This window comes from Chitinophagaceae bacterium C216, assembly GCA_028485475.2.
GTDB classification, from domain to species: Bacteria; Bacteroidota; Bacteroidia; order Chitinophagales; family Chitinophagaceae; genus Niabella; species Niabella composti.
The window spans coordinates 2,707,187-2,731,266 of sequence record CP144143.1 but is presented as its reverse complement, the minus strand read 5'-3'; the positions used below and the strand labels follow the sequence as shown (position 1 = coordinate 2,731,266).

Annotated in this window: 22 protein-coding genes; 6 read left to right on the top strand and 16 right to left on the bottom strand. The window is 41.7% G+C overall.

Going from position 1 to position 24,080, the window contains the following annotated elements:
- Positions 1 to 88: 88 nt before the first annotated feature.
- The 13 genes from PIECOFPK_RS11670 to PIECOFPK_RS11610 form a co-directional block, all read right to left on the bottom strand.
- A complete protein-coding gene (locus PIECOFPK_RS11670; protein ID WP_091095693.1) occupies positions 89 to 376 on the bottom strand; it encodes a molybdenum ABC transporter permease in 288 nt (95 codons plus the stop codon).
- Between the two features lie 110 nt (positions 377 to 486).
- Positions 487 to 936, bottom strand: a complete 450-nt coding sequence (locus tag PIECOFPK_RS11665; RefSeq protein ID WP_091095691.1) for a TraQ conjugal transfer family protein — start codon at positions 934 to 936, stop codon at positions 487 to 489.
- A 12-nt stretch (positions 937 to 948) separates the two neighbouring features.
- Positions 949 to 1,509: a conjugal transfer protein TraO gene (locus tag PIECOFPK_RS11660; protein ID WP_409965969.1), complete on the bottom strand. Its 561-nt coding sequence runs from the start codon at positions 1,507 to 1,509 to the stop codon at positions 949 to 951.
- Between the two features lie 21 nt (positions 1,510 to 1,530).
- A complete protein-coding gene (gene traN, locus PIECOFPK_RS11655) occupies positions 1,531 to 2,424 on the bottom strand; it encodes a conjugative transposon protein TraN (protein ID WP_409965968.1) in 894 nt (297 codons plus the stop codon).
- A 24-nt stretch (positions 2,425 to 2,448) separates the two neighbouring features.
- Complete coding sequence (traM, locus tag PIECOFPK_RS11650) at positions 2,449 to 3,786, bottom strand: conjugative transposon protein TraM (protein ID WP_049038325.1); 1,338 nt, start codon at positions 3,784 to 3,786, stop codon at positions 2,449 to 2,451.
- On the bottom strand, positions 3,776 to 4,060 hold the full coding sequence (locus PIECOFPK_RS11645; RefSeq protein WP_049038324.1) for a hypothetical protein: 285 nt from the start codon (positions 4,058 to 4,060) through the stop codon (positions 3,776 to 3,778). The genes traM and PIECOFPK_RS11645 overlap by 11 nt, the downstream gene beginning before the upstream one ends.
- 20 nt (positions 4,061 to 4,080) lie before the next feature.
- On the bottom strand, positions 4,081 to 4,512 hold the full coding sequence (locus PIECOFPK_RS11640; protein ID WP_049038323.1) for a hypothetical protein: 432 nt from the start codon (positions 4,510 to 4,512) through the stop codon (positions 4,081 to 4,083).
- Positions 4,513 to 4,522: 10 nt separating this feature from the next.
- On the bottom strand, positions 4,523 to 5,146 hold the full coding sequence (gene traK, locus PIECOFPK_RS11635) for a conjugative transposon protein TraK (protein ID WP_409965967.1): 624 nt from the start codon (positions 5,144 to 5,146) through the stop codon (positions 4,523 to 4,525).
- 19 nt (positions 5,147 to 5,165) lie between these two features.
- Entirely contained in the window at positions 5,166 to 6,161 is a 996-nt protein-coding gene (gene traJ, locus PIECOFPK_RS11630) for a conjugative transposon protein TraJ (protein WP_024566595.1), read from the bottom strand.
- A 3-nt stretch (positions 6,162 to 6,164) separates the two neighbouring features.
- Positions 6,165 to 6,797, bottom strand: coding sequence for a DUF4141 domain-containing protein (locus PIECOFPK_RS11625; protein WP_048499037.1), 633 nt, complete (start codon positions 6,795 to 6,797; stop codon positions 6,165 to 6,167).
- 28 nt (positions 6,798 to 6,825) lie between these two features.
- Positions 6,826 to 9,330: a TraG family conjugative transposon ATPase gene (locus PIECOFPK_RS11620; RefSeq protein WP_137268263.1), complete on the bottom strand. Its 2,505-nt coding sequence runs from the start codon at positions 9,328 to 9,330 to the stop codon at positions 6,826 to 6,828.
- On the bottom strand, positions 9,327 to 9,656 hold the full coding sequence (locus PIECOFPK_RS11615) for a DUF4133 domain-containing protein (protein WP_084019010.1): 330 nt from the start codon (positions 9,654 to 9,656) through the stop codon (positions 9,327 to 9,329). Before PIECOFPK_RS11615 ends, PIECOFPK_RS11620 begins: the two co-directional genes overlap by 4 nt.
- A gap of 11 nt (positions 9,657 to 9,667) precedes the next feature.
- Positions 9,668 to 9,973, bottom strand: coding sequence for a DUF4134 domain-containing protein (locus tag PIECOFPK_RS11610; protein ID WP_091095680.1), 306 nt, complete (start codon positions 9,971 to 9,973; stop codon positions 9,668 to 9,670).
- A 191-nt stretch (positions 9,974 to 10,164) separates the two neighbouring features.
- On the opposite strand from PIECOFPK_RS11610, the gene PIECOFPK_RS11605 reads away from it, so the two are divergent.
- Complete coding sequence (locus PIECOFPK_RS11605; protein WP_409965966.1) at positions 10,165 to 16,440, top strand: hypothetical protein; 6,276 nt, start codon at positions 10,165 to 10,167, stop codon at positions 16,438 to 16,440.
- Positions 16,397 to 17,116 carry a hypothetical protein gene (locus PIECOFPK_RS11600; protein ID WP_091095675.1) on the top strand — a complete coding sequence of 240 codons (720 nt, stop codon included), beginning with the start codon at positions 16,397 to 16,399 and terminating at the stop codon, positions 17,114 to 17,116. The genes PIECOFPK_RS11605 and PIECOFPK_RS11600 overlap by 44 nt, the downstream gene beginning before the upstream one ends.
- A 30-nt stretch (positions 17,117 to 17,146) precedes the next feature.
- Here the strand turns inward: PIECOFPK_RS11600 and PIECOFPK_RS11595 are convergent, their stop codons facing one another.
- The 3 genes from PIECOFPK_RS11595 to PIECOFPK_RS11585 are packed head-to-tail and all read right to left on the bottom strand — an operon-like array spanning position 17,147 to position 18,975.
- Positions 17,147 to 17,782: a conjugal transfer protein TraD gene (locus tag PIECOFPK_RS11595; RefSeq protein ID WP_091095673.1), complete on the bottom strand. Its 636-nt coding sequence runs from the start codon at positions 17,780 to 17,782 to the stop codon at positions 17,147 to 17,149.
- Between the two features lie 2 nt (positions 17,783 to 17,784).
- Complete coding sequence (locus tag PIECOFPK_RS11590) at positions 17,785 to 18,195, bottom strand: DUF3408 domain-containing protein (RefSeq protein ID WP_091095671.1); 411 nt, start codon at positions 18,193 to 18,195, stop codon at positions 17,785 to 17,787.
- Positions 18,196 to 18,207: 12 nt separating this feature from the next.
- Positions 18,208 to 18,975 (bottom strand): ParA family protein, encoded by a 768-nt coding sequence (locus tag PIECOFPK_RS11585; protein WP_091095669.1) that lies wholly within the window; start codon positions 18,973 to 18,975, stop codon positions 18,208 to 18,210.
- A 729-nt stretch (positions 18,976 to 19,704) separates the two neighbouring features.
- Between PIECOFPK_RS11585 and mobA the strand changes: the two genes are divergently transcribed.
- The 4 genes from mobA (at position 19,705) to PIECOFPK_RS11565 (ending at position 24,041) form a co-directional block, all read left to right on the top strand.
- Positions 19,705 to 20,142 carry a conjugal transfer protein MobA gene (mobA, locus tag PIECOFPK_RS11580; protein ID WP_066207812.1) on the top strand — a complete coding sequence of 146 codons (438 nt, stop codon included), beginning with the start codon at positions 19,705 to 19,707 and terminating at the stop codon, positions 20,140 to 20,142.
- Between the two features lie 2 nt (positions 20,143 to 20,144).
- Entirely contained in the window at positions 20,145 to 21,437 is a 1,293-nt protein-coding gene (gene mobB / locus PIECOFPK_RS11575) for a conjugal transfer protein MobB (RefSeq protein WP_409965965.1), read from the top strand.
- 99 nt (positions 21,438 to 21,536) lie between these two features.
- Complete coding sequence (mobC, locus tag PIECOFPK_RS11570) at positions 21,537 to 23,540, top strand: conjugal transfer protein MobC (protein ID WP_409966822.1); 2,004 nt, start codon at positions 21,537 to 21,539, stop codon at positions 23,538 to 23,540.
- A 105-nt stretch (positions 23,541 to 23,645) separates the two neighbouring features.
- Positions 23,646 to 24,041: a hypothetical protein gene (locus tag PIECOFPK_RS11565; RefSeq protein ID WP_409965964.1), complete on the top strand. Its 396-nt coding sequence runs from the start codon at positions 23,646 to 23,648 to the stop codon at positions 24,039 to 24,041.
- Positions 24,042 to 24,080 lie beyond the last annotated feature (39 nt).

The following is a 24,080-nucleotide window of genomic DNA, read 5'->3' as shown; positions in this document are numbered from 1 at the left end:
GGCGGTTTACATTTGTTATAAACATAAATCGGACAGCCTTTTGAGCTATCCGATTGAAATTAAATCAGCAGAAAAACTTCGATCAGCGTTAGGCAGGCTGTTCAATATTAAGTTCCTGTTGCTTTTTCTCCCTCTCTTTTTTCATCTGTGTATAAGACCAAAGAACAACAACGCCAAGAATAATTAAAGCATAGGCGATCCATTTACCAACACGTTCTATAAAACGGATAAACACAGATGCTTCAAAACTTGAAAAGCCCTCCGCTCCCATAGGACTACGCCTGTAAAATTTCCTTCTGCTTATCCAGTAGATAAGCCCTATTCCGATAACAAGCGGAATAATTCCCATTACCAATTGAGAAGTAACTGCATCCATATTGTGAAAATTATATCAAGTAAATTTAAACAAAAACATCCTTGGTCGAAAATCAGAAGCAAAAAAACCGACCTTTAAAGTCGGCTTTTCTTTTATCAAAGTTGTTTCTCTTAATCGCTACTGTTAAACTGAAAGCTCACTTGCTTTTCGTTCCCAAAGCTATCCGAAATCCACACCTCAAAGGACTGTGATACGGTAGAAGCCGAAGTATAATACAAACGGAACTGCTCCGTTGGCAGCGGGTACAAATCATTGGGTAGGTATGGCGGTTCATCGTAATACCGCAACGTGCCAGTACCATCAAACTGAAAATACCTGAGATAGTATTGCGTACCTGTATAATTTCCGATACGCTGTATGGTAATGCGTATTTCCACGGTCTGCCCGTTGGCAACATCTTTTGGTACGGGCATCACATTTACCTCAAAAGGAAAATCGTTCTGTATTTCGAGTTCATCATCCTTGCTGCAAGATACCAGCGTAACCGAAGCTGTGAGGATTGCCAACAGTACATACAATGGCAGTAACCCCATTCTGAATTTATTGAATATTGCTATCATCGTTTTTACGTTTTAAAAGTTAAACCTTAATCCCACACCTGCTGACGGTCGGAACTGTTGTAAATCCGTACCCCAAAGGATTTTTGTACGCCCTTGCAGGACTAATACAAAACGGTCGGACAGGTACGTTTCAAAAGTGAGGCGACCGCCTGCACCGTAGATAAAATTATCTTCGCTCAATATCTTCGCACCGTCGTACAACATTGTTTCGCCCCGGTTGATGGTTTCGTAACCGACCACACCTGTTACGGCGAAATTCAGCGTGATGTTCTTACGGGCATCGCCCAACAAAAAGAAGCTGTAACCGCCCTCTGCGGAATAGGTTTCCTGCGGTATGCGGAGGTCTTTATACCCGTGGTACTGGTGGGTATATTCCAACGCCCAAAGCTGATAGTTACCATTCTTACCGTTTACCGTCATTGCTGCGCTGATGTAATAATCGTTACCAATTTTATCATCGGACAATACACCCGCACTTATTTCCAATCCTTTCTGTTTAGGCAGCATCCTTTGTGCCTGTGCCACCGTGATACCCATTAGGACGAGCATCACGGTATAGATATACTTTTTCATTGCTATTGCTTTAAAAGGTTATTAAAATTTCAGGTGCATATCGCTGATCAACCGGGCTTTTATCAAATCCGAATTTTCCACCTGAAGCGTTTGCTGCCGGCCACCGTTCTTTTCAAAAATCTCAATCAACAGTACCTTATCATTGGCAATAGTGAATTGGTCTAACAGAAATACATTCTGTTCGGTGGTTTGTCCTGAAATTTCTGTGAGTGGCTTGTAGGTACGAAGCGGTATCAACGGGCGTTCCTGTACAACAGTGCGTTTGGCTACCTTTTTATCTACCACTTTGAAATTGACAAAATCAATCTGAAAAGGCACATTGCTACGGTTTCTCAATTCCGTATGGAAATAGTATTTACCGTTGTGGATGTAAATGCCTTTCAGGATAAACTGAATACCGAAGCTCTTAGATCCGATATGCTCTACAATACGTTTGTCTTTCTTGTAAATGGTTTCCAGAAGCAAACCCGCCAATGACGGGGAATTGTTGCCCAATTCTTCAAAAAGAACATCATTACTGTTGGCCTTATCCACCGCTTTCTGCATGGTCAAAAGGTCATAGCTCAACGCATCGGGATACCCACTGTAATACACATTGAAGCTGTAAAAACGTCCGTCATTGGTAATGACCGAAAAATTAGTTTCGGGTTCAAAATCCCTTACCGATGCTTTTACACGCAGTACGTTTTCCGCATCTTCCGCCTTACCTGCAATCAGGTATTCGCTTCCCAAATCCACATAGCGTATGGCGGTAGGGAAAATCAAATGCGAAGTTTTATCGTAGGTAACTTCCATGCGGTACGGTTCTATTTTGCCCAGGGCAAGCGGTGCTTTGATGCTGTCCTGTGCGTAGGACTGTACGGCAAAGCCGAGTATCAGGGCCAAAGCCCAAAAGGTTTTAAAATGATTTTTCATTGTTTAAAATATTTGAGTTCAACATCATTGTTTGGAAACAAGGAAGACCTGATGGCCTGCCTTTAGGGTTACTTTGGGTGTGCGCACCTTTTTGGCGAAATAGCCAGAAATGCCCTGTACCACGCCACGGCTAAGGTCTGCGGCAACCTGCTGTCCGGCGGACTGCGTGAGCATCACGCTGGTTCCCGAAGTCTGGCTCATATTGCCTGCCATTTCGGTAAGGGCATTCATTTCGGGCGAATACGGAACATACAAACCTTGCTGTCCGTCTATGTCATAAATGGTTATATCTACCGGTATGATATTGCCCTCCAGTTCTATTGAAGTAATCTTTAGCTGTAATCGCCCTCCCTGAAATTTGGCATTAGCTGTTACAATCGTTCCTTTTGGAATGGTTCGTTGTGGTGTTTGAGCTGGCTCCAATAAACGAAGACGTACACCTGTTTCGCCTACTATCGTTTGTGTTTCGTGTACACTTGCCTTTATACTGTTTTTGGGTTGTACCACCTGCTCAATGGAACCTGCGGTATAAAAGCCACGATTTCTCGTTTCGCTCCAATTGGCTAAGAAAGCACTATCCGTAGGCTCACGGTACAGGGCAGAAACGGTGTTTTTTCTTGCAGGTGTAAACGCCACAAAATGCTCTTTTTGGTTGGCAGACGAAACCGCCGGAGTAACATTGTTATCAAGTGCAGCATTTTCTGTATTCGTATTCTTCGGAAGATATTTTGCCGCCATTTCATAGGATTTCTCCATTAGCTTCAGTTGGTCATCTACGGTGGCGACAGGCGGTACATCTTTCTCGGCCAATTGTTCCTTCAGTTCCTCCAATTGCCTGCGGAGTTCAGTTGTTTCCGCATTATCATCCTGATAGAATGAACCCAATGTGCTTTGCATATTGCGGTAGCTGCTCAATGCAGGATTGCCGTTTCTTCCAGAAGTTCTGCCACCGCCGTATCCGTAGGCTTCTTCCTCTTCGGTAAACGCTTCTTCATTGTCCTGTGTACTGTCTTCCGTGTTCCAATAATCGGAAAGCGTGGTAAGTGCGTTGCGTTTTTCCTGGTCTTTTTGCTGAAGCATTTCCTGCTCGTATGCTTTCCCTTTATCATCGGGTAGCCCTGCATCCGTAGCCTGTGGTACGGCATCGTTCAGCCCGATGTTTTCCATTGCCTTTTTATCTTCGGATGGTTTAAATATGAGGTACATACAACCCACGAAGACAATTCCCATCAAGCCGAATATAAGTGGCTTTTTGAGCTTTTCGGCTTTGCTCTCTGTGCTGTCTTGCAGCACATCAGCGGTTACCGACGGATTTCCTTCCGTTACCCGGACAACCGACTTTTTGTTCTCCTTATCTTTCATAAATTCTATTTTTTAAAATTGTTGTTATGGTGTCCTGCAAGGTTGCCGGACTTTCTTTCTTTTTGAGGACAGGGTTTTCGATATGCTCGATGTGCATGTCGTTACCGGACTTTGCCGTGTCGTACCATACTTTGAAAATGACCCCTGCGGTCAACAGCAGATACCCCACAAAAAAGTAAAGGGTATATTGGTGCTGTTTCCTGATGGGCAAAGTCTGCCAGCGGTCGTCCAGCTTGTCAAAGTACCTGTCCATATTTGCTCTGATTTTTTTCATACCTTAATGATTATCGGTTATTACATTCTGAGCCGTCTGACCTGTGAAGACAGCTTTTGTTTAGGTGGTTCGGACACCAATGCAATGGCTTCTTTTCGGGTCGGCACTGTACCTGTGGATAGGTTTGTCAGTTCCGACTTCTTCATTAAATGCCCGTATTGGTCTTTCCTTGTAATGTCCATTTTCTGTACATCGAATTTGCCGTCTTCGTACCGTACCCGCATATAGCAATCAACTTTGGGTTTGTCATCGCCATTCCATTCGATGTAAGTCCTTAACGAAAAGCTATCGGGCCGCAGAGGTTTGTCCGTACCATTCTTGCAAGCCTCCAAGAACTGGCTGATACTGTCTTTAATTTTATCGGGGTAAGCTCCCTCCGTTTGGAAATACCCATCATATCCTTTATCAGTCAGTGTTTTTGCGAATGTGCTTAAATCAAGTAACTGTTTCATATCCCTAGTTTTAGCGGTTTATAACTTCGATATCCCTGTTTTCAACCACTGCAAATTTTTCTATGTTGAAGCCTTGCGGGTTGTTGTCCGAACGGACGGAGTTCACGAGATAGCCGGTGGTAATCAGGTTACGCCGGGTCACGTTGCTCGACCGTATGATGAACTGTTTGGCATAGGTTCTCACGGCATAGGGATAGGTGTCAAAGTTGCACACGACACTATCCACCTCTATGCGTTGCTGCACATTACCGGATATGATACGGTTGTAATAGCCCTTTTCCGACAGGTCTTTGTAATAATCAAAAGCACTTTTATCGGCAAGGTTAAATGCCCTGCTCATATTGCTTTCAATAGCGTTCTTGTCGGGAGCAAGCGTAAAGAACAGTTCGTGAAATCTCCTAACGTGTTCCCTTGCTTCAACCGGGCGGTTGATGCTCGCATCCTGCGATAAGGCAAGCATCAGTGATTTGCCGTTATCCAGTACATAGATTTTTTGGCGTTGTTCTTCTGCAAAGCGGTAGGAACGCCATACGGCGTAACCTACCACGCTAATGCAGAGAACCGCAAACACAATGGCATATAATCTTATCTGCCTAAAGCTGTTTTCGATATTTCTTAGCGTTTTAAATTCCATTTTTTAGAATGATTAATGATTATTTATTCATCAGTTTACCGCCGATGTTTCCAACTGTTGAGCCTGCGCCTGCTCCGGCGATGTTTCCGGCTTTCATTGCTGTGGAGTTTACATTGCGGGTAAAGTTTCCTGCTCCTCCGGCTTGGATTACCCAACCTGTTACGGTCGGGATAGTGAAGTACCCGATGATGCCGATTATCATAAAGATGATGTACACGGTATTGCTCGTATCAGGTATATAGGTGGGGTCGGCAAGCATTGCTATATCCCTTTCCAAAATGAGGGATTGTATTCTTGCCAACATTGAGCTGAACAAATCCGAAACAGGAAGCCACAGGTAAACGCTGACGTACCTCGTGAGCCATTGCGTGAGCGTGGACTGAAAGCCGTCCCATACGGAAATAGCAAAGGCTATTGGTCCGAGTATGGAGAGGACTATCAGGAAAAACGTTCGTATGGTATCAATGACCAAAGCCGCTGCCTGAAAGAGTATTTCCAGTAGATTGCGAAACCAATCCTTTATGGCTTTCTCAATCTTGTAGGCTTGCCTGTCCATATACATACCCGCCATTGTTCCAATGTCGGAGGGCGACCATCCCAGTTCATCCAGTTTTTTATCAAACTCTTCGTCTGATACCATATAGGCAGTTTCGGGGTTCCTTACCATTGCCTCGTATTCCAACTGGTCTTTCTGCTGTTGCAGCTTGTTCAGGTCAAGCACCTGGTCTTCGAGTATTTGGTGGGTTCCTACTACCACGGGGCTTAATACCGCATTGATGGTTCCCAAAACAATGGTTGGAAAGAACATTATGCAAAGCCCCAAAGCGAACGGGCGCAGCAAAGGGAACATATCAATAGGTTCGGCACGGCTTAAAGCCTGCCAAACCTTTAATGCCACATAGAACAATGCTCCCAATCCCGCCAAACCCTTAGCGACTGCCGCCATATCGCCTGCAAGTGGCATCATATCATCATAAAGCGACCGCAGGAGTTCGTGAAGATTATCCCATTCCATAGTTTACCAGTATTTTTGGTTAGCAGTTCCGTAGAGTTCAAGCACTCTTTGGGCATCGTTTTTCTTTTTCGCTCTTAGGTAGCTTACAGAAATGTTCTTGTTGGTGTAGTAGCGTACAAGGCTGTGGTAATCCTTTACCTCTTTGTACACACGGTCAATCACATCCATACGCTCTTTGTCATTGAGCGAAAGGCTTGATGAGGTTATAATCTGCTTCAGTTCTTTCAGCAGTTCGGTACTTTCATTGAGCAGTGCCGAATAACCGTTGCCGATAGCGGTCAGTTCCTGCGGTGTGAAATTTGGGTCGTTCATCATCTTGCCGAAGTTGTTCACGTACATTTCGGAAACATCGCCTACCAACAATACCGTTTGTTGCACTTTACGGGCATCTTTCACAAGGTTGTTGATAGCTTTCAGCTTGTCGTAATATTCCTTGCCCTGGTCGTAAACTTTTTTCACTTCGTTGAAGTTCTTTATCACGTTGCTTACGGTGGAAGAAGTCTGCACGATTTCGTTTGCAGAGTTGATAATGCCCGAAGCCAAATTAGCCGGGTCGGTTACAACCCACTGGGCTTTTGCTGACGGTGCTACGGCGAGCATCAGTGCCGTACACACCAGATACAATACTTTTTTCATTGTTTCTGAATTTTTAAATTGTTAATGACTATTGATTTGAATTGTCCCGCCTTTGCATTGCGATATGCTTAATGGCGAGTTCTACATTACCATCCAGTTCGGAAGCAAGCTGCATTACTTCCATTTTTTCGGTTTCTTCTGTCGTGTAGGCGAGGTATTCCTCCAAACTAACTTCGGTGGCATAGACTGCCGAGTGCGTACCACCTAAGCCAATCCAAACCTCTTTGTAAAGTCGGCTTGCATCGTTGTTCATATTGATGGAAAGTACCTGCCCTTTCTCTTTGTCCGTAAGCCCCAACATCGCCTGTATATCATCAAACTTGTTCATATACTTGCGTTGGTCAAGCAGGATTTTACAGTCGGAGTTATTGATGATACTTTCCTTGACAATGGGCGACTGGATAATATCATCGACCTCTTGCGTTACGACAATCGCTTCTCCGAAAAATTTGCGGACGGTCTTAAACAAATACTTGATGTATTCTGCCATTCCTTCTTTGGCTATCGCTTTCCAAGCCTCTTCAATCAGGATGAGCTTACGAATACCTTTCAATCGGCGCATCTTGTTGATGAACACCTCCATAATGATGATGGTCACAATGGGAAAGAGGATTTTGTGGTCTTTAATCGCATCAATCTCAAACACGATAAAGCGTTTGGAAAGCAGGTCTAACTGCTTGTTGGAGTTCAGCAGGTAATCATATTCGCCACCCTTGTAATAGGGTTCGAGTACGTTCAGGAAGTTGGCAATGTCAAAGTCCTTTTCCCTGACCTGCTTTTCTTCCAGTACCTTGCGGTAGTCGCCTTTTACATACTCATAGAAACCGTTGAATGACGGGTAAACGTCTTCCGTTTTGATACGTTCGATATAACCGCTTACCGCATTGGAAAGGGCAACTTCTTCAGAACGGGTTGGCGGCTCATCGTCACGTTTCCATAAGGTCAGTATCAAAGTCTTGATACTTTCCCGCTTCTCAATGTCGAACACGCCATCATCGGTATAGAAAGGGTTAAAGGCAATGGGGTTATCTTCGGTATAAGTGAAGTAAACACCGTCTTCGCCTTTGGTCTTTCCTTTGATGAGTTCGCACAAGCCCTGATAAGAGTTACCCGTATCTACCAACAGTACGTGTGCGCCCTGTTCATAATACTGCCGTACCATATGGTTAGTGAAGAACGATTTACCACTTCCCGATGGACCAAGTATAAACTTGTTCCGGTTCGTAATGATACCACGCTTCATAGGCAGGTCGGAAATATCCAAATGGATAGGTTTTCCTGTAAGCCTGTCAGCCATCTTGATACCGAACGGCGAGGGCGAATTGTGGTAGTTGGTTTCTTCCGTGAAGAAGCACAATGCAGGCTCAATAAAAGTGTAAAAACTTTCCTCACTGGGGAAGTCGCCCGCATTGCCGGGCATACCTGCCCAATACAAAGTGGCTACGTCCGTAGTGTTGTGCCGAGGCTTACACTCCATCAATGCCAATGCACTACCGCAATCATTCTTTAGCTGTTTCAGTTCCGCAGGGTCTTCCGACCACGCTATAATGTTGAAGTGCGCACGGATTGAAGAAAGCCCGAAGCTGTGGGCTTCGTTCAGGTACTTTTCTATCCACTCTTTGTTGATTTGGTTGGCACGGCTGTAACGAGCCAGTGAGTGCATATTCCTTGCGGACTTCTCAAACTTTTGCAGGTTGTCTTCGCTGTTATCCAAAAAAATGTACTGGTTGTAAATGTGGTTGCAGCTTAACAGCAAGCCCACGGGTGCGGCGAATGAAAGGCGGCAGTCGCTACGGTCGGTAGATAGCTTTTCAAAACGGGTATCTGCCGATACCGTTCCGGGCAGGTCGTCCGTATCTGAAAGTGTATGCAGGCTTAACCTTTTGTTACCGATGCGTACTTCTTCGTTTCCGAGTGCGATGTCCTGCATTGGTGTTCCGGCTCCCCTCGATAACGTGAGGTACTGTTCCAGTAATCCCTGTGTATCTTCCGTTCCGATAATGTCCTCTTCGGTCAAACGCCGCAGGCTAACAAAACCGCTATCGTTCACGATACGCTCAAACTGGGCGACCGCCTCCATAAAGCGGTGTATCGTTTCCTTGTTCCTGATTTCCTTTGGTATCAACGTACCTTTGCAAAGCGAACTGAAGTTGCTTTGCATCCGCATTCTTTCCTTTGTGGTCTTCGTCAGGAACAGGTAGCAATAATGGTTCAGGAACGGTCGCTCGTTGAAATGGCGTTGATAGGACTTTGATAAAAAGCTCTGGTCTTCGATTGCCAAATCGGGCGCATAGCTTTCCTTAATGTACCAATCCTGTTTGTGAATGACCGTAAAATCAGGCAGGGTTTTGATAGCCTTGTGCCAGGCGGAGTGTATGGCTTCGTATTCCGCAGAAGCTACCGTGAACAGTTCCGGCAGGCGCACTTCAAAGCAGGCGGTAATGTCCGCATCTTTGGATAAGATGCAGTTGTTCTCTACTGCCAACAAAGGAAATTTATTTTCCAGTGTGGTGGTCTTTGCTACATTTCTCATACGGCATTCTGTTTAGGTGTGAATTTTAAATAGCGGTGTACAGGCTTGCGGCAGATGATGTAGCGGGGATGCCTTTTATTGGCTGCAATTTTCATCAGCCCGTGTTCGCCGTACTTCCTGTTGAGCGAAAAGGTCTGCCATATAATGAGCGAAGCACCGCCTGCTCCGAGGAACAGGCAGATGTAGGAGTTTACGCCTGCCATATACAGTATCATCACGAGGATAAGCGTACCGAGCAGCCCACCTGCGAAAATGAACAGGTATTGCGCTTTCAGCCCTTTAAATTCCACCGTCCTGCCGATGCCTTTGTTGATATTGTAATTCATAAGGCAAAGGATTAAAGGAAGAATGAACGCAGGATGGTAGCCGCCACAATCAAGAAGATACACGCCCCAAACCACGAAGCCGCCGTCTTCGATGTATCTGGGTCACCGGAACTGAATTTGTTGTACACCTTAACGCCTCCGATTAACCCCACGACCGCACCGATGGCGTAGATTAATTGGGTAGCAGGGTCGAAGTAGCTTGTTACCATTTGGGTAGCTTCGTTGATACCTGCCGAGCCGTTTCCCTGTGCGAAAGCACCCATTGCCGACAGCATTGCACCTAACGTCAGCAAAATTTTTTTTCTCTGTTTGTCCATAATTGAAACACATTAATTTGTTAACTCAGCCCACACCTTGCGGGCTTATCGGAACAAAGGTGTTTCAGAAATGGAGGCGGTCTTACAAAGTGGCAGTCAAAGGAAGTGTTTGGCTGTGAATGGCTGTTATTGAAGTGAAAAAAGCAGTATATTAGCTGTATTTAAAACTTTTAGCTGAGGAACTACAGATAATGCCGAACGACTTAGTAGCATATTCAAGAGCAGGTGATGTATTTCATTACAGGTGGGCAGCCAGACGCTGCTTAGGATTAGTTTATTCTAACGCTTCTCTACGGACTATTGTGATCGAAGGTTCAAAAGAAAACGAGAAAGAAGGCGAGTATGTTATAGACGTCACTGAATATTACGATGAGTTAAATGACAGAAAGCAGATTAAGTATTACCAATTAAAGCACACAACGGTTCAGAAAGATACTCCTTTTGTTTTAAGTGATTTGAAAGATACCATTGAGGGCTTTTCAAAAAGATTTTCCCAACATTTAACAGAGACAAATGCTCCTGTTTTTTCATTTACCATCGTTACCAACAGACCGCTAGAAGATTCTTTCAAACGGAATATAAATTTGTTAGCAAATGATGACCCGGTCAATGATAGGTTTAGAGAAACCATTGAAAAATATACGGGATTTTCTTCTGATGAACTGAGTAAGTTTTGTAAACTTTTGAACTTCCAGGATGGCGAGGGCGATTACAATACTCAAAAAGATGAACTGAGATTAGAAATAGCACAATTGATAGCCGGAACTGTTGATAATGCACAAATTGAAAGTATTGTTGCTCTTGTACAGGAAAGGGTTTTACCGGACTCTAACGGAATAATTTCTCGGGAAGATATTTTAAAACGCTTCGGTATTTCCGCCGAGAGAGACCTGTTTCCGGCTCCTGCCATATGGGAACAGGCAGAAAATATCATTGAGCGGGAACAACACAATGAGCTTGTCAAAAATATTTCAAATTCTTCATATCCTGTCATTGTCCATGCACCGGGCGGTGTTGGCAAATCTGTATTCTGTCGCCAGCTAATACATTCATTACCTTCAGATTCAATAGGTATTGCCTATGATTGTTTTGGAGCGGGGCGATACAGAAATCGTAGCGAACCTCGACATAGACATCGGGATGCTTTGGTTCAAATTGTCAATGAACTTGCCGTAAAAGGTCTATGCGATCCTTTGCTTGTACAGGACACTTCCCAGGATAATGATATTATGAAGAAGTTCTTATGGCGGATTGACGCCGCTGTAAAAACCTTAAAACAAACAAGTGATTCTGCCACCTTATTTATTTTGATTGATGCGGCAGATAATGCAGAAATGGCAGCTCAGGAATACAACCATCCCTGTTTTGCCAACGAATTGCTTCGTGAAAATATACCGGACGGATGTAAGCTGGTTTTATTATGCAGAACAGAACGAATTCAGTTACTAAAACCTAACTCTAAAATTGCTCAGTTTAAATTAGAAGCATTTTCCGAAACTGAATCATTAATAAATTTACGGAAATGGTTCCCTGAAGCTGACGAAAAAGACGGGACGGAATTTCATCGGTTAACCAGTGGCAATCCTCGTGTGCAGGCAAATGCATTAAGTGTTCATGCATCAACCGTTTCTGAATTATTAAGCCGATTAGGTCCTGCGGGAATGACCGTTGAGGAGCAGATTGAACTGCAATTAAACACAGCGATATCAACAATAAAAGATTCCTTGTCGGATTCTTTTCAGGAACAAATACAGGCAATATGTTTAGGGTTGGCAAGCTTACCTCCTCATATTCCAATAGAAATTTTAGCAAAAGCGGCAGGAGTAACAACCGAGACAATTAAAAGCTTTGTAGCAGATATTGGTCGCTCGTTGTGGTTGTCAGACGAATCTGTACAATTCAGAGATGAGCCAACGGAAACGTGGTTTAGAAAAACTTTCTTGGCAAAAAAAGAAAATTTCGAAACCTATATAAACATATTAGAGCCTTTAGCCAATCAGTACACTTATGTGGCCGAGGTTCTGCCGCATCTGTACCTTCAGGCAGAGCAATATGAAAAACTAATCGAAATTACACTTTCGGACAGTTATTTGCCGGAAGATAATCCAATCGATGCAAGAAATGTACGTGTTTACAGGTTACAGTTTGCTTTCCGTGCAGCACTGAGAGCCAAACATTATAATGATGCGATTAAGATAGCTATGAGAGCTGGCGAGGAAGTGGCTGGAAATCAGCGGCAGCTCGGGCTTTTTCAGAATAATATTGACCTGCTTGTTACTTTGCAGGATCAACAAAAGGTTCAGGATATTGCATTTAAACGCTTACTGAGTGGTGCCTGGAATGGTTCAGAGAATGTCTTTACTGCTTCATTATTGTCAGGAATTAATGAATATAAGGGAGAAGCCAGAGGTTATTTAAGGGCTGCTGTAAATTGGCTGCAAATATACTTTGAAGATCTTCGGAAAAGTGATGAACGCCACCCGCAAAATGAGGTTACAGAAAGGGATGTTTTAGAATTAGCATATGCATTTTTCAATATTTACGGGGTAGAAGATTGTATTGATTTCCTAAATCGATTCACGTCCAAAGCATTTGTTTTTGACATAATGAAGAGTCTAATAAAGCGACTTATAGATATTGGAAATTTTGAAGCTATTAATAATTTCCTGCAAATTTGTATCAGGCAACCGTACTATACAGTAGCTATTGTCAGCGAACTCATAAAAGTTGGGAGATTCCCGGAAGAACAGTTTATTGAAACTTGTTTATGTCTCCTAACAGGTTCGAAATCCAGGATTAAAAAACCAAAGCAGTACTATCAGGGTGACAATATTACACCAGCTATAGTGTCTTTTATAGAGGCTTGTCTACATAGAAACTTACCATCTGCACAACTGCGAAGGGTATTGAGACATTATATCCCTTTACAAGCGTCGCAGATGGTATATAGTGCACATCAATCTCAGGAACGTACCTTTTACCTAAAAACACTCGCAATCCGAAACTTATTGGAAGATAAATCGGAAGTAGATATTGATGCTATTTTGCCTCGAAATCTAGCTGACAAAAAGGAAAAAAGTGACTATGATCGGGATAATGAGATTAAAGAATTCAAAGAAATAATCAACGGCTTGTTTCCCTGGTATCTTCTAAGGGTTAGAATATTGAGCCAGCAGGACTTCAATTTTGAAGGTGAAGTAAAAAATGCGAATGAAAAATCACACAAAGCAAGAACCAATAGATATCGCTCTTACGATACTTTACCTAACGAGATTGCTGCACTTCAGTCATCTATTCTAATATTATATGACAAAGGAAATACTGAAGAAGTAAACTGGTTTTATAATACCTACATCAAGAACAATAAAGCTTTGTGGATTCCCGATGAGCTGAATACAGTAAGAGCAGCATTCAGATTACCGCATTTATCCTTAGTAAAACAGGAGCTTGAGCAAAGTGCTTATGAGCGAATAAAAAGTATCACCGAAGATGGCCCTGAAGAAATGGCGGAAAGATATATCGGACTTGCCCGTGCTGTATTGAATACAGCCTCTGATGACGCCAGTGTATATTTTGAAGAGGCCGTAAACATCGTGTCTAAATTTGGCGACGAAATAGTCAGGAGATGGGAAGCTGTTGTATCACTTGCTAAACAAGCATGCAATGGAGATAGTGTCTCTGACGAATTAGCTTATCGTTTTATACGCTGTGCCGAAGTAGTGGGAGAATATGTCTCCCGTGAAAAGTATTGGAACAGAAGCGAAGCGATTGCTGTTTGTGCGAGAATGTCGAGCGGAGAAGGAATATCTGCACTAAGCCGGTGGCGGGATAGAGACATAGGAAGGTTTGAATACCAGTTAGAAGCATTACTGATGGAATTGGTACAATCCGGCAAAATATCGCCTTCAACAGGATGGACGATGTCAAGATTTTTCTCCTATCATCAACTTGAAGAGTTGCTTTCCATCTGCCTGGAAAATGAAGGTAATACAGAAATAAAGCAAAAGATATTTGCAGATGCCATCTATCTGCTCCAAATAGAAGGTACCACCGCCGATTACTGGGAAAAGATGCAGCAAATAGCCTCCCGGCAAAATATCCAGAATGATACATTAGATGGAATATTAGCTTACCATCAAAAGAATAAAAAATTATTGCCGGAGGATAAAGAAGATAAAACTCTTCAAAACACAAATCGAACTGATGATAATGTACATTGGGAAGATGTCTTTGGAGCTCTGGATATTCTCAACAATGAACAGTTTGAAAAATGCCTTCTTGCTTTTAATGCAATATCCGATAAGCGTTTCTACAGGGACATTGAAAGCTTTTGGAACGAAGTGATACAAAGATTGAATGAAAAGGATCTCTGGAAATTTATTGATATATTACTCTTATCAAGAGTAAATCGTTATGAACTCAAATCTTTTTTCAAATTGCTTCCAGAAGAATGGAAAAATAAGGTCAGCTTCAAGAAAAACTGGCCTGTTTTAGCAAAGCAATTAGGAAGGAAGTATGCACAAGAACTGATAAGCCTGTATTCTTTTCAATATTTTGTTCAGGATTTTAATCTTAGTGAAAGTGAAATAGATAAACTAAAAGAAGGAATATTTGAAGGGCTGTCAAGCGGGTACGAATTTTCTGACGCAGAAATGTTTTTTGGGTTTGTAAGTATTGCTACTTCAATAATCGACCCTGTAAAGGTAACGGACTTACTTGATTCTACACTATCAAGATTTGAATTACATATTGAGAAAGATTTTGGTGATGGCGAATGGGATAAATGGTTATTTACATCTAAGAATGTCAACAAAAATATAGCGGGTTTCATTTGGTCTGCTCTTGGATCCCCTCGCTCATCAGAACGATGGAATGCAGCACATACGGTAAGTGCATTAGCCCAATTCAACTGTACGGGTATCATTGATGAACTGATTAACTGGATGCAGCATGACAAAGTGGATGCCTTTGGTAGCTGTCAATTTCCGTTTTATAATCTTCATGCCCGATTATATTTATTAATTGCTTTAGTAAGAGTTTCTCTTGATAAACCCGAGTTGTTGGTTCAATATAAAGACATATTCGTTCATTATGCCTTTGGTGAACCTCACATCCTTATTCAAAAGTTTTCAGCAGAAATATCGGTCAATCTCTCCACTTCTTTGGACGATATATATGATGACGAAACACTGAATAAACTAAAAGCTGTTGGTAAAAGCAATATGCCGGTAGTGGAAATGGATTACAATGATACAGTAGATAGTTATTGGCACATTAACGGACTAGTTAATACTGAATATGATTTTCATTTCGGATGGGATTTTGACAGGTACTGGTTTGAACCGTTGGGCGATGTATTTGGTGTACCGGGGAAACAAGTAGAAGATATAGCTGCTAATGTCATTATTGAAGAATGGGGTATAAAAGAGAAAAACGGTTATAACAATGATCCGAGAATATCGATATGGAATAGATATTCGAATGAAAGAGAAACTTGGCATGACCATGGAAGTTACCCAAGAACAGATAATCTTGACTTCTATTTGTCTTACCATTCCATGATGGTAGCAGCAGCAAAGTTTCTCGAAAAAATGCCTGTAGTATCAAAAAGAGATTGGTATGATAATGAGTGGGACGAGTGGATCTCAGGTCATTTATTAACGTGTGCTGATGGAAAATGGTTAATAGACTATCGTGATCCAGTGCCATTAAAGAGACCAGAATGGCTTTCTAAAAGTAAGGATGATAACTGGAAATCGGAAATTCCGGAAAAGAGTTTTTATGAAGCATTACTAACAGACGATGACAGCGGAGAACAATGGCTTAATGTACGGGGAGGATGGGAAGAAAAAGATAGCGAAAGAACCGAAAGTTTTTCAATTGCCTCTGCATTGGTTTCTAAAGGCACTTCCGGCGCACTAATGATAGCACTGGAAACCTGCAGTGATCCTCATGACTACAAACTTCCTAATTATAAAGAGGGGGATATGGAAATAGAATCAGGTTCTTTTGAGCTTAAGGGGTGGATTAAGGATGAATCTGTTTCCAAAAGATTAGACGAATATGATCCCTATGCTGATAATGTAGACTATCCTCCTTTTGTAATAGGAGATGATATTGTGGACAGGTTAAGTTTGTCTGTAGATGGTAACGGGAAAATTTGGTATTCACCCAAGTCATCATATCCAGCCTTGAAATGCGCAATATGGAGCAGTCACAGAGACGACAGAGATGAAAATCCAAATCAGGCCGGTAAACGGTTAAAAGCGTCATTACAATTTTTAAAACACATGTGTTCAACTCTTAATTGTGACCTGATATTGGAAGTTGGAATAAAAAGGGAAATTAATTATAAATACCGGAGCCGGGAAGATAAATACGAATATTCGAAACCTATACATAAACTATTTATACTGTCATCAGATGGAGAACTTAGAACTACAGGAAAAAATCATAAACTTGGGTAAACTCTTCGTGAAAGAGCTTAAATTAGAACCAGGCGTTGATACCTTCTCACGCTGGATGGCTCATTATCTTGCAGAAAAAATATCTGTTGCTGAACAATCAGAAGGGAATGAAAAAGAGGCAGCAGAAAAAGAGTGTTTTGATGTAATATTAATGTTATGGCAACACCGGCATTCTCTTCCATCTGGAAGAAGACCTTTCCAAAGTTTCGAGCCTATCCTGGATACATTGTCTAAGCTAAATCCTGACAAAGAGGAACCTTATTTTTATAATGCTTTACGCAATCAAGACCTGGCGGAATTAGAAACAGACAATTTAAATCATAAATCTGTAGAAGAATGGATGGATATTGCTAACGAAATTGACAAGACAGCCAGGATTTGGATAGAATATGCATTAGGCCAAGCCGCTAATAATGCAAAAAATGAGAGAACAAAGCAGTGGATTGAAAATGCTGTAAACCTATCTGATAATGCTGATACAAGCATCATTAATGTTTTATTAGATAATAACCCTTCTTTTGATATTGAAGATTATGATAAAGATGATTATTCAAAACAATATGATATTGAGAGGTTAAAAAAGAGGATTACTCAGCTTCAGAAATATTCACAGCTTAATGAGACTTTATTAAAAGTCTATGAAACTGACCTTAAAAAATTGTCGAATAATATCTAAATCTGAGAATGTAAACACGAGAAAGAACCCTCACACAAACTCCCCAATGTCAAAGTTTTCAAAATCATTTTTCCGCAAATTGGAAGAACCGGCTTCTGTTTCAGTAGAGAGTGTGCTGTCCAAAAGCTCGGCAATTTTTCGGGAAGCACCCTCAATGGAATTTTCCAGCAGGCTGAATAATTCGGTTCCCTGTAATCTTTGAACTATGGCTACCGTTGTTTCCTTTTGGTCTGTTTCCAGTTTTTCTTTTTGGAGCAACACCCCCACGGAGTTTAGTTCTTCAAAGGTAACCCCTTGGGCAAAACCGTCATCGCCACCGGATGTTCCGTACCTGTTCCATTCTTCTTCCTCTTCCTCAAAATCAGGCATATTACTGAAAACTTCGTCCAGCTCTTCCTGCGGAACCTGAATACCTACGTCTTCATTTTCGTCGTATTCGATGTCTAAATTAGCGGGGTTTATCTCTGGTTCCTGAATTTGGCGTTCATTGGCAGTGTTTGGCTGCGAAAGTCGCATTACAGGTTTGGGCTGCCCCATAATATCGGGCAGGTTCGGATTGACTTTTTCCTGTTTTGGCTTTTGCTCCGACCGTTTCTTAATTACAATCTTGTCCTGCAAAAGCAGGGCTATGACTATCAGCAGGCATATCACGATTAGTATTTCCATAGCTACAAAATGGGTTTAAAACGTTCGTTGAAATAATTTGTAATATCATCGCCAAACTCCCTGAAGTGGTGTTCAAGGATATTGTCAATGTAGGAATAGAGGGTTGTTTTTTCCTCCCTTGTCAATTGTACAATGCGGAGCAACCGTTCGTGGTATTCCGGACGAATGTAAACGACCTTGCCACTACGACCGGATGGGAACCGATTGACCAGAAATGTTTCCTCGTAGTCCGCTTTTTTTGATGAACTGCTTCGGGGTTTCTCTTTAGGTTTGGGCTTCGTTTCCTTTGGTGATTCCGGTTGCTGATTGTTTTTAGTCAAAGCAACTGGCTCATCGCCACTGATGATGTTCATCAAATAATCCTCATCAACATCAGGCTTTTTAAAATCGTTATTCTTATTTTCAGTACTCATAGTTCATCACTTTTATAGCTGCGTGATTTTTAAAAATTCCTCGATAAACAAATCCATTTTTGTGGCTTTCAGCAATTGTGTTTCGGCGGGCAGCAAGCTGGATCTAAATACATAGTTTTCGGTATCGTCTGTTTCTTTTCGGAAACGCTTGCTGTCCATTATTCTTGTTTCCATTATGGGTAGGCTGAGTTGTTTGATAACACTTTGATAAGCCTCATACAAGCCTGTTTTTTCCCTTCCGTCCACTTGGTTCCAGAACAGCCATAACTCTTGCTCATCATTACCCTCAATGGTTTTCGGGAGTTCAAGAAAGGCTTTGGTAAAGCCCAATGTACTTTCCACGACCAAACGGTCGGCGGTTATGGGCGAAAAGATAAAATCCATCATTTTCAAAGTGGTTAGTACCCCTTTGGTATTGGCGGTTCCGGGCAGATCAAAGAAAATAACATCCGGTACAATAGCCGATTGGCTTACATATTCCGATGCTTTTTCTAAAGCATATTCGGCTTTGCTTTTGATAATCGGATATGCCTTTTTGTTAATGGTTTGAAACTGCTTCATTGCCGCCTTTTTATGATATTCATTTTGCATTAAGGTCTTCTTATCCCGTTCACGCATATTGGTCAGGCTATGCTGCGGAAAGTCGCAATCCAATACCAAGACGTTAAAACCTAACCGGTAGTGGAGCACACTTGCCAGCAAGGTGGTCATTGTCGATTTTCCTACACCGCCCTTTTGCGTGGAGAAGCTGATTTTTAAGGTTTTTTTCTTTGTTTCCATTATTTAAAAATTTATTGTTACACGTTTTACTTGCTTTGCAGGTTTGAATATTCCTGCTTTTGAATATTACATTGTTCCCAATTTTCTGCATTGTTTGTCAGGAATACGCCTGTATATTTTTTTGCTTTTCTTACAGCCTTGTTGGATATGTTTTTTGGTAAATGGTAAACTTCTCAAATGGCAAAATGCTTTACCGCTTTTATGCTTTTACACTTTTATAGTTTTACGTTTTTAAAACTTTATGCTTTTATTCCAAACTACCTGCACACTAATCCTGATTTCTTCCCTGTTTTAATACATTTTTTACTCCCTGCTCTAAAACAATATGGCAAATAAAGTGAATGAAAGACCTGCTGATTGAAGTGTGGCACTGTTTGGCGTTCAAAGGCAGTGTTTGTCCGGGTATTGCATTGCAATACTCTTGTAAGCAGGTCTTTACTTTGTGTGATGAATTATATTAACGGATTTATGCAAAGGCATCTTGACAAAATGGACACGAAACAGGACGGCATCGGGCCGTTTTTCCCTGTTACATTTAATCCGTCACGAAGTGCGGATTTTTGTGTTCACCGGAACACGGCAAGTTGTGTTTTGAGCATCTCGAAAAGATTTCCGATGCTCAAAACAACTTGCCCTTGCAGGGAGCAGAAAACGTCCTCCGAAGTCGGCGTTTTTGTATGAATTATCTAAAGATGAGCTCGCCAAAGCTCGGTTAAAAATGGATTAGTGATGAACGAGAACAGCAAAAAGCAGTTAAAAAAGACAGGTCGTCCGCTAAAAAACGACCCTGCGAAAATTCGGTACACGATTTCTTTTAACGAGGAAGAACACGCCCGTTTTCTTGCCCTGTTTGACCAATCGGGTATGCAGGTAAAGGCACATTTTATTACGTCCTGCATCTTCGACAAGACGATAAAATCTGTACACATTGACAAAGGAACGGTTGATTTTTATATGCGATTGACTTCGTTTCACAGCCAATTTCGCTCTATTGGGGTAAATTATAATCAGATTGTAAAGTTGTTGTACAAGAATTTTTCGGAGAAAAAGGCAGCGGCTTACTTGTATAAATTGGAAAAGCAGACGGCAGAAATGGTCGGATTGTTCAAAGAAGTGGTACAGATAACGGAGGAATTTGATAAAAAATACCTCAAAAAACAGCCTTAATAATGATTGCAAAAATCGGAAGAAGTGAAAATTTATACGGAGCATTGGCGTATAATAATCTGAAAGTGGAAAAGGAAAACGGGCAAATCCTGTTTGCCAACAAGATAATTGAAACGTCAGACGGGCAATATTCCGTTGCACAATTAGCACAATCTTTTGCACCTTATCTGTTGGCAAATCTCAATACCCAAAAACATACGTTGCATATTTCGCTCAATCCCGACCCGAAAGATAACGTCAGCGATGATAAATATCGGGAAATGGCACAGCAGTATATGCGAGAAATGGGCTACGGCGAACAGCCTTTTGTGGTATTCAAACATACGGACATTGACCGTTCCCATATTCATATCGTATCGGTCTGCGTGGACGAGAACGGTAAAAAAATCTCTGACAAGTTTGAAAAAATGCGGTCGATGAATATTTGCCGTGAACTCGAAAAGCAACACCATTTAATACCAGCTACGGACAAGGAACGTCAGCAGAGCGATAAGATTTTTAAGCCTGTGGATTATAAAGCAGGCGACGTAAAAAGTCAGATTGCTTCCGTAGTTCGGCATTTACCTAACTATTATCAATTTCAGACTTTGGGAGAATACAATGCTTTGCTATCCCTGTTCAATATTACGACAGAGAAAGTGGAGGGCGAATTGCAAGGACAGCACCGTGAGGGATTATTATATATTCCGTTGAATGAACAGGGCGAAAAAGCCGGACACCCGTTCAAGGCTTCTCTGTTCGGGAAAAACGCAGGGCTTCCGGCATTGAAATCGCATATCGAGATATGCGATACAAAGTTAAAAAACCACCCTACCAAACCGACTTTAAAAGCAGCCGTTACCATTGCCCTGCAATCTACGGCTGATGAATTGAGCTTTAAAAAACAGTTGGGCGAGCAAGGTATTAATGTAGTGGTACGGAGGAACGACACCGGACGTATTTACGGTATGACGTTCATCGACCACAATTCCAAAACCGTTTGGAACGGTTCACGTTTAGGCAAGGAGCTTTCCGCAAATGTTTTTAATGATTATTGGAACAATAACATCAAGCCCGACATCAAAGAGCCTGACAAGCCAAAAGAAAAAATATCCCGTTCACAGGACAAGGGAGATTTACCAGCCGAAAAACCGCACCCAATGTTTGAATTTGATAATACCAATAAGAAAGACGACGGTCTGATTGAAGCCTTTGGCGGTTTTTTTATTCCTGAAGCACAGGGCGAGGATTATGAGGAGCAGGACTTTGCTAACAAGATGAAGAAAAAGCGGAAACGCAAAAGAGGTCAGCAGTAGTATTTAGCCAAACACCGCCACGCACCGCCATTGAGTGCCATATTCTTATAGCCACGCTATACAGCCCATAAATTCACGCCCGAACATTAAAACTGAAAAATAATGCAGGGAGAAGACGATTTAAGAGGGCTTGCCAAGATTATGGCATTTATGAGAGCAGTGAGTATTTTATTGGTACTGATGCACCTTTATTGGTTTTGCTACGGTTTCTTTTTAGAGCGTGGTTGGACGTTAGAAGTAATCAACAAAATATTAGGGAATTTTCAGCGAACGGCAGGGCTGTTCTCGCATACCTTATATACCAAAGCATTCGCTTTGGTTTTGTTGGCTTTGAGTTGCTTAGGTACGAAAGGCGTAAAGAATGAGAAGATAACGTGGACTAAAATCTATATCGCATTAGCCGTTGGTTTTGTGTTGTTCTTTCTGAATACTCCCTTGTTAAAGTTACCTCCGGTAATCGGTACATTCTTGTATATCTTAACCATTTCATTAGGTTATATCGCTTTGCTGATGGCTGGCGTATGGATGAGCCGTTTGCTCCGCAACAATTTAATGGACGATGTATTCAACAACGAGAATGAAAGTTTTCAGCAGGAAACCCGATTGATGCAAAACGAGTATTCCGTCAATCTACCAACGAAGTTTTATTACAAGAACAAATGGAATGACGGTTGGATTAACGTGGTCAATCCCTTTAGGGCAACGATTGTGTTGGGAACCCCTGGGTCAGGTAAATCTTATGCCATTGTAAACAGCTACATCAAACAGCAGATTGAAAAGGGATTTTCAATGTATATCTACGATTTCAAGTTCGATGACCTTTCCACCATTGCCTACAATCATTTGCTGAAGCATCGAGACAAGTACAAAATTCAGCCGAAGTTTTACGTGATAAACTTCGACGATCCACGCAAGAGCCACCGTTGCAATCCGCTTAATCCTGATTTCATGACGGACATCTCTGACGCCTATGAAGCGGCCTATACCATCATGCTTAATTTGAACAGGTCGTGGATACAGAAACAAGGGGATTTCTTCGTGGAAAGTCCAATTATCTTGCTTGCAGCCATTATCTGGTATCTGAAAATCTATGAAGACGGCAAGTATTGCACATTCCCGCACGCCATTGAATTGCTGAACAAAAAGTATTCGGACGTATTCACCATTTTAACCTCATATCCAGATCTGGAAAATTATTTGTCGCCCTTTATGGATGCCTGGCAAGGCGGAGCACAAGACCAGTTACAGGGACAAATTGCATCCGCAAAAATTCCATTATCAAGAATGATTAGCCCGCAACTCTATTGGGTAATGACCGGTAACGATTTCACACTCGATATTAATAATCCGAAAGAGCCTAAGATACTTTGTGTAGGTAACAACCCCGACCGCCAAAATATCTATTCCGCAGCGTTGGGTTTGTACAATTCAAGAATTGTAAAACTCATCAATAAAAAAGGACAGTTAAAGAGTTCTGTTATCATAGATGAGCTGCCCACAATTTACTTTAGGGGACTGGATAACCTTATCGCGACTGCGAGAAGTAATAAGGTGGCTGTTTGCTTAGGCTTCCAGGATTATTCGCAATTGATCCGTGATTATGGGGACAAAGAGAGTAAGGTAATTCAAAATACTGTCGGTAACATTTTCAGTGGTCAGGTAGTTGGCGAAACAGCAAAGAGCTTGTCAGAACGCTTCGGAAAAGTATTGCAGAAACGCCAGAGTATGACGATAAACCGTAATGATAAATCTACTTCTATTTCCACGCAGTTAGACAGCCTTATTCCTGCATCGAAAATTTCAACGCTTACACAGGGTATGTTTGTAGGCTCTGTATCAGATAACTTTGACGAACGTATCGAGCAAAAGATTTTTCACGCAGAAATTGTAGTAGATAATGAAAAGGTTGCTGCCGAAACCAAAGCATATCAAAAGATACCGCAGATTTTATCCTTTGTTGATGAAAACGGAGTTGATAATATGAAACAGGAAATCGAAAGCAACTATAAACGTATAAAATCCGACATTGTGCATATTGTTGAGAGTGAAATAGAACGCATCAAAAATGACCCTAATTTACAGCATTTGGTACAGCAAGGGTAGAAGAAATGTTTAAAATAATCTAAATTCCTTGATGTCTTAATTTTGAAAGGTTTTAAATTACAACAACTTAAAAAACGGAATGCTCTTTTTTACTAACTTTGCTGTATGAGGAGAGTACTCGCTATATTGTTTCTGTCCGTGTATCTTATTTCAACGACTGAGTTAGGTCAGCTGTTGAAATTTCCTATGCTGGTAGAACATTATTTCGAGCACAAAGAGAAAAATCCCCAAATAACTGTGATGGAGTTTCTCGCACTTCATTACGAAGGCAACCACCTCGAAAATCATCCACACGATGAGGATTACGAGCATGACCAACAACTACCGTTTATCGTCCATACCGATGTTTTGAGTGTCAGTTTTGTACTTACCCCTCCTTTTAGTTTTGAAATAGAAACGAGAAAACTTGTGGGTAAAGAACCCAAAGCTTTGCCTTTGGACGATGCATTCTCAGACAATAACTATCTTTCTGCTATCTGGCAACCGCCAAAATCCTGTTAATTTTTCTTGGACAGATGTTTTAATTGAATTCGCTTTTTG

Bases quoted from the DNA above. Each gene is read 5' to 3' on its own strand.
- PIECOFPK_RS11670 (WP_091095693.1), bottom strand. From the start codon at position 376: ATGGATGCAGTTACTTCTCAATTGGTAATGGGAATTATTCCGCTTGTT.
- PIECOFPK_RS11665 (WP_091095691.1), bottom strand. From the start codon at position 936: ATGATAGCAATATTCAATAAATTCAGAATGGGGTTACTGCCATTGTAT.
- PIECOFPK_RS11660 (WP_409965969.1), bottom strand. From the start codon at position 1,509: ATGAAAAAGTATATCTATACCGTGATGCTCGTCCTAATGGGTATCACG.
- traN (WP_409965968.1), bottom strand. From the start codon at position 2,424: ATGAAAAATCATTTTAAAACCTTTTGGGCTTTGGCCCTGATACTCGGC.
- traM (WP_049038325.1), bottom strand. From the start codon at position 3,786: ATGAAAGATAAGGAGAACAAAAAGTCGGTTGTCCGGGTAACGGAAGGA.
- PIECOFPK_RS11645 (WP_049038324.1), bottom strand. From the start codon at position 4,060: ATGAAAAAAATCAGAGCAAATATGGACAGGTACTTTGACAAGCTGGAC.
- PIECOFPK_RS11640 (WP_049038323.1), bottom strand. From the start codon at position 4,512: ATGAAACAGTTACTTGATTTAAGCACATTCGCAAAAACACTGACTGAT.
- traK (WP_409965967.1), bottom strand. From the start codon at position 5,146: ATGGAATTTAAAACGCTAAGAAATATCGAAAACAGCTTTAGGCAGATA.
- traJ (WP_024566595.1), bottom strand. From the start codon at position 6,161: ATGGAATGGGATAATCTTCACGAACTCCTGCGGTCGCTTTATGATGAT.
- PIECOFPK_RS11625 (WP_048499037.1), bottom strand. From the start codon at position 6,797: ATGAAAAAAGTATTGTATCTGGTGTGTACGGCACTGATGCTCGCCGTA.
- PIECOFPK_RS11620 (WP_137268263.1), bottom strand. From the start codon at position 9,330: ATGAGAAATGTAGCAAAGACCACCACACTGGAAAATAAATTTCCTTTG.
- PIECOFPK_RS11615 (WP_084019010.1), bottom strand. From the start codon at position 9,656: ATGAATTACAATATCAACAAAGGCATCGGCAGGACGGTGGAATTTAAA.
- PIECOFPK_RS11610 (WP_091095680.1), bottom strand. From the start codon at position 9,973: ATGGACAAACAGAGAAAAAAAATTTTGCTGACGTTAGGTGCAATGCTG.
- PIECOFPK_RS11605 (WP_409965966.1), top strand. From the start codon at position 10,165: ATGCCGAACGACTTAGTAGCATATTCAAGAGCAGGTGATGTATTTCAT.
- PIECOFPK_RS11600 (WP_091095675.1), top strand. From the start codon at position 16,397: ATGGAGAACTTAGAACTACAGGAAAAAATCATAAACTTGGGTAAACTC.
- PIECOFPK_RS11595 (WP_091095673.1), bottom strand. From the start codon at position 17,782: ATGGAAATACTAATCGTGATATGCCTGCTGATAGTCATAGCCCTGCTT.
- PIECOFPK_RS11590 (WP_091095671.1), bottom strand. From the start codon at position 18,195: ATGAGTACTGAAAATAAGAATAACGATTTTAAAAAGCCTGATGTTGAT.
- PIECOFPK_RS11585 (WP_091095669.1), bottom strand. From the start codon at position 18,975: ATGGAAACAAAGAAAAAAACCTTAAAAATCAGCTTCTCCACGCAAAAG.
- mobA (WP_066207812.1), top strand. From the start codon at position 19,705: ATGAACGAGAACAGCAAAAAGCAGTTAAAAAAGACAGGTCGTCCGCTA.
- mobB (WP_409965965.1), top strand. From the start codon at position 20,145: ATGATTGCAAAAATCGGAAGAAGTGAAAATTTATACGGAGCATTGGCG.
- PIECOFPK_RS11565 (WP_409965964.1), top strand. From the start codon at position 23,646: ATGAGGAGAGTACTCGCTATATTGTTTCTGTCCGTGTATCTTATTTCA.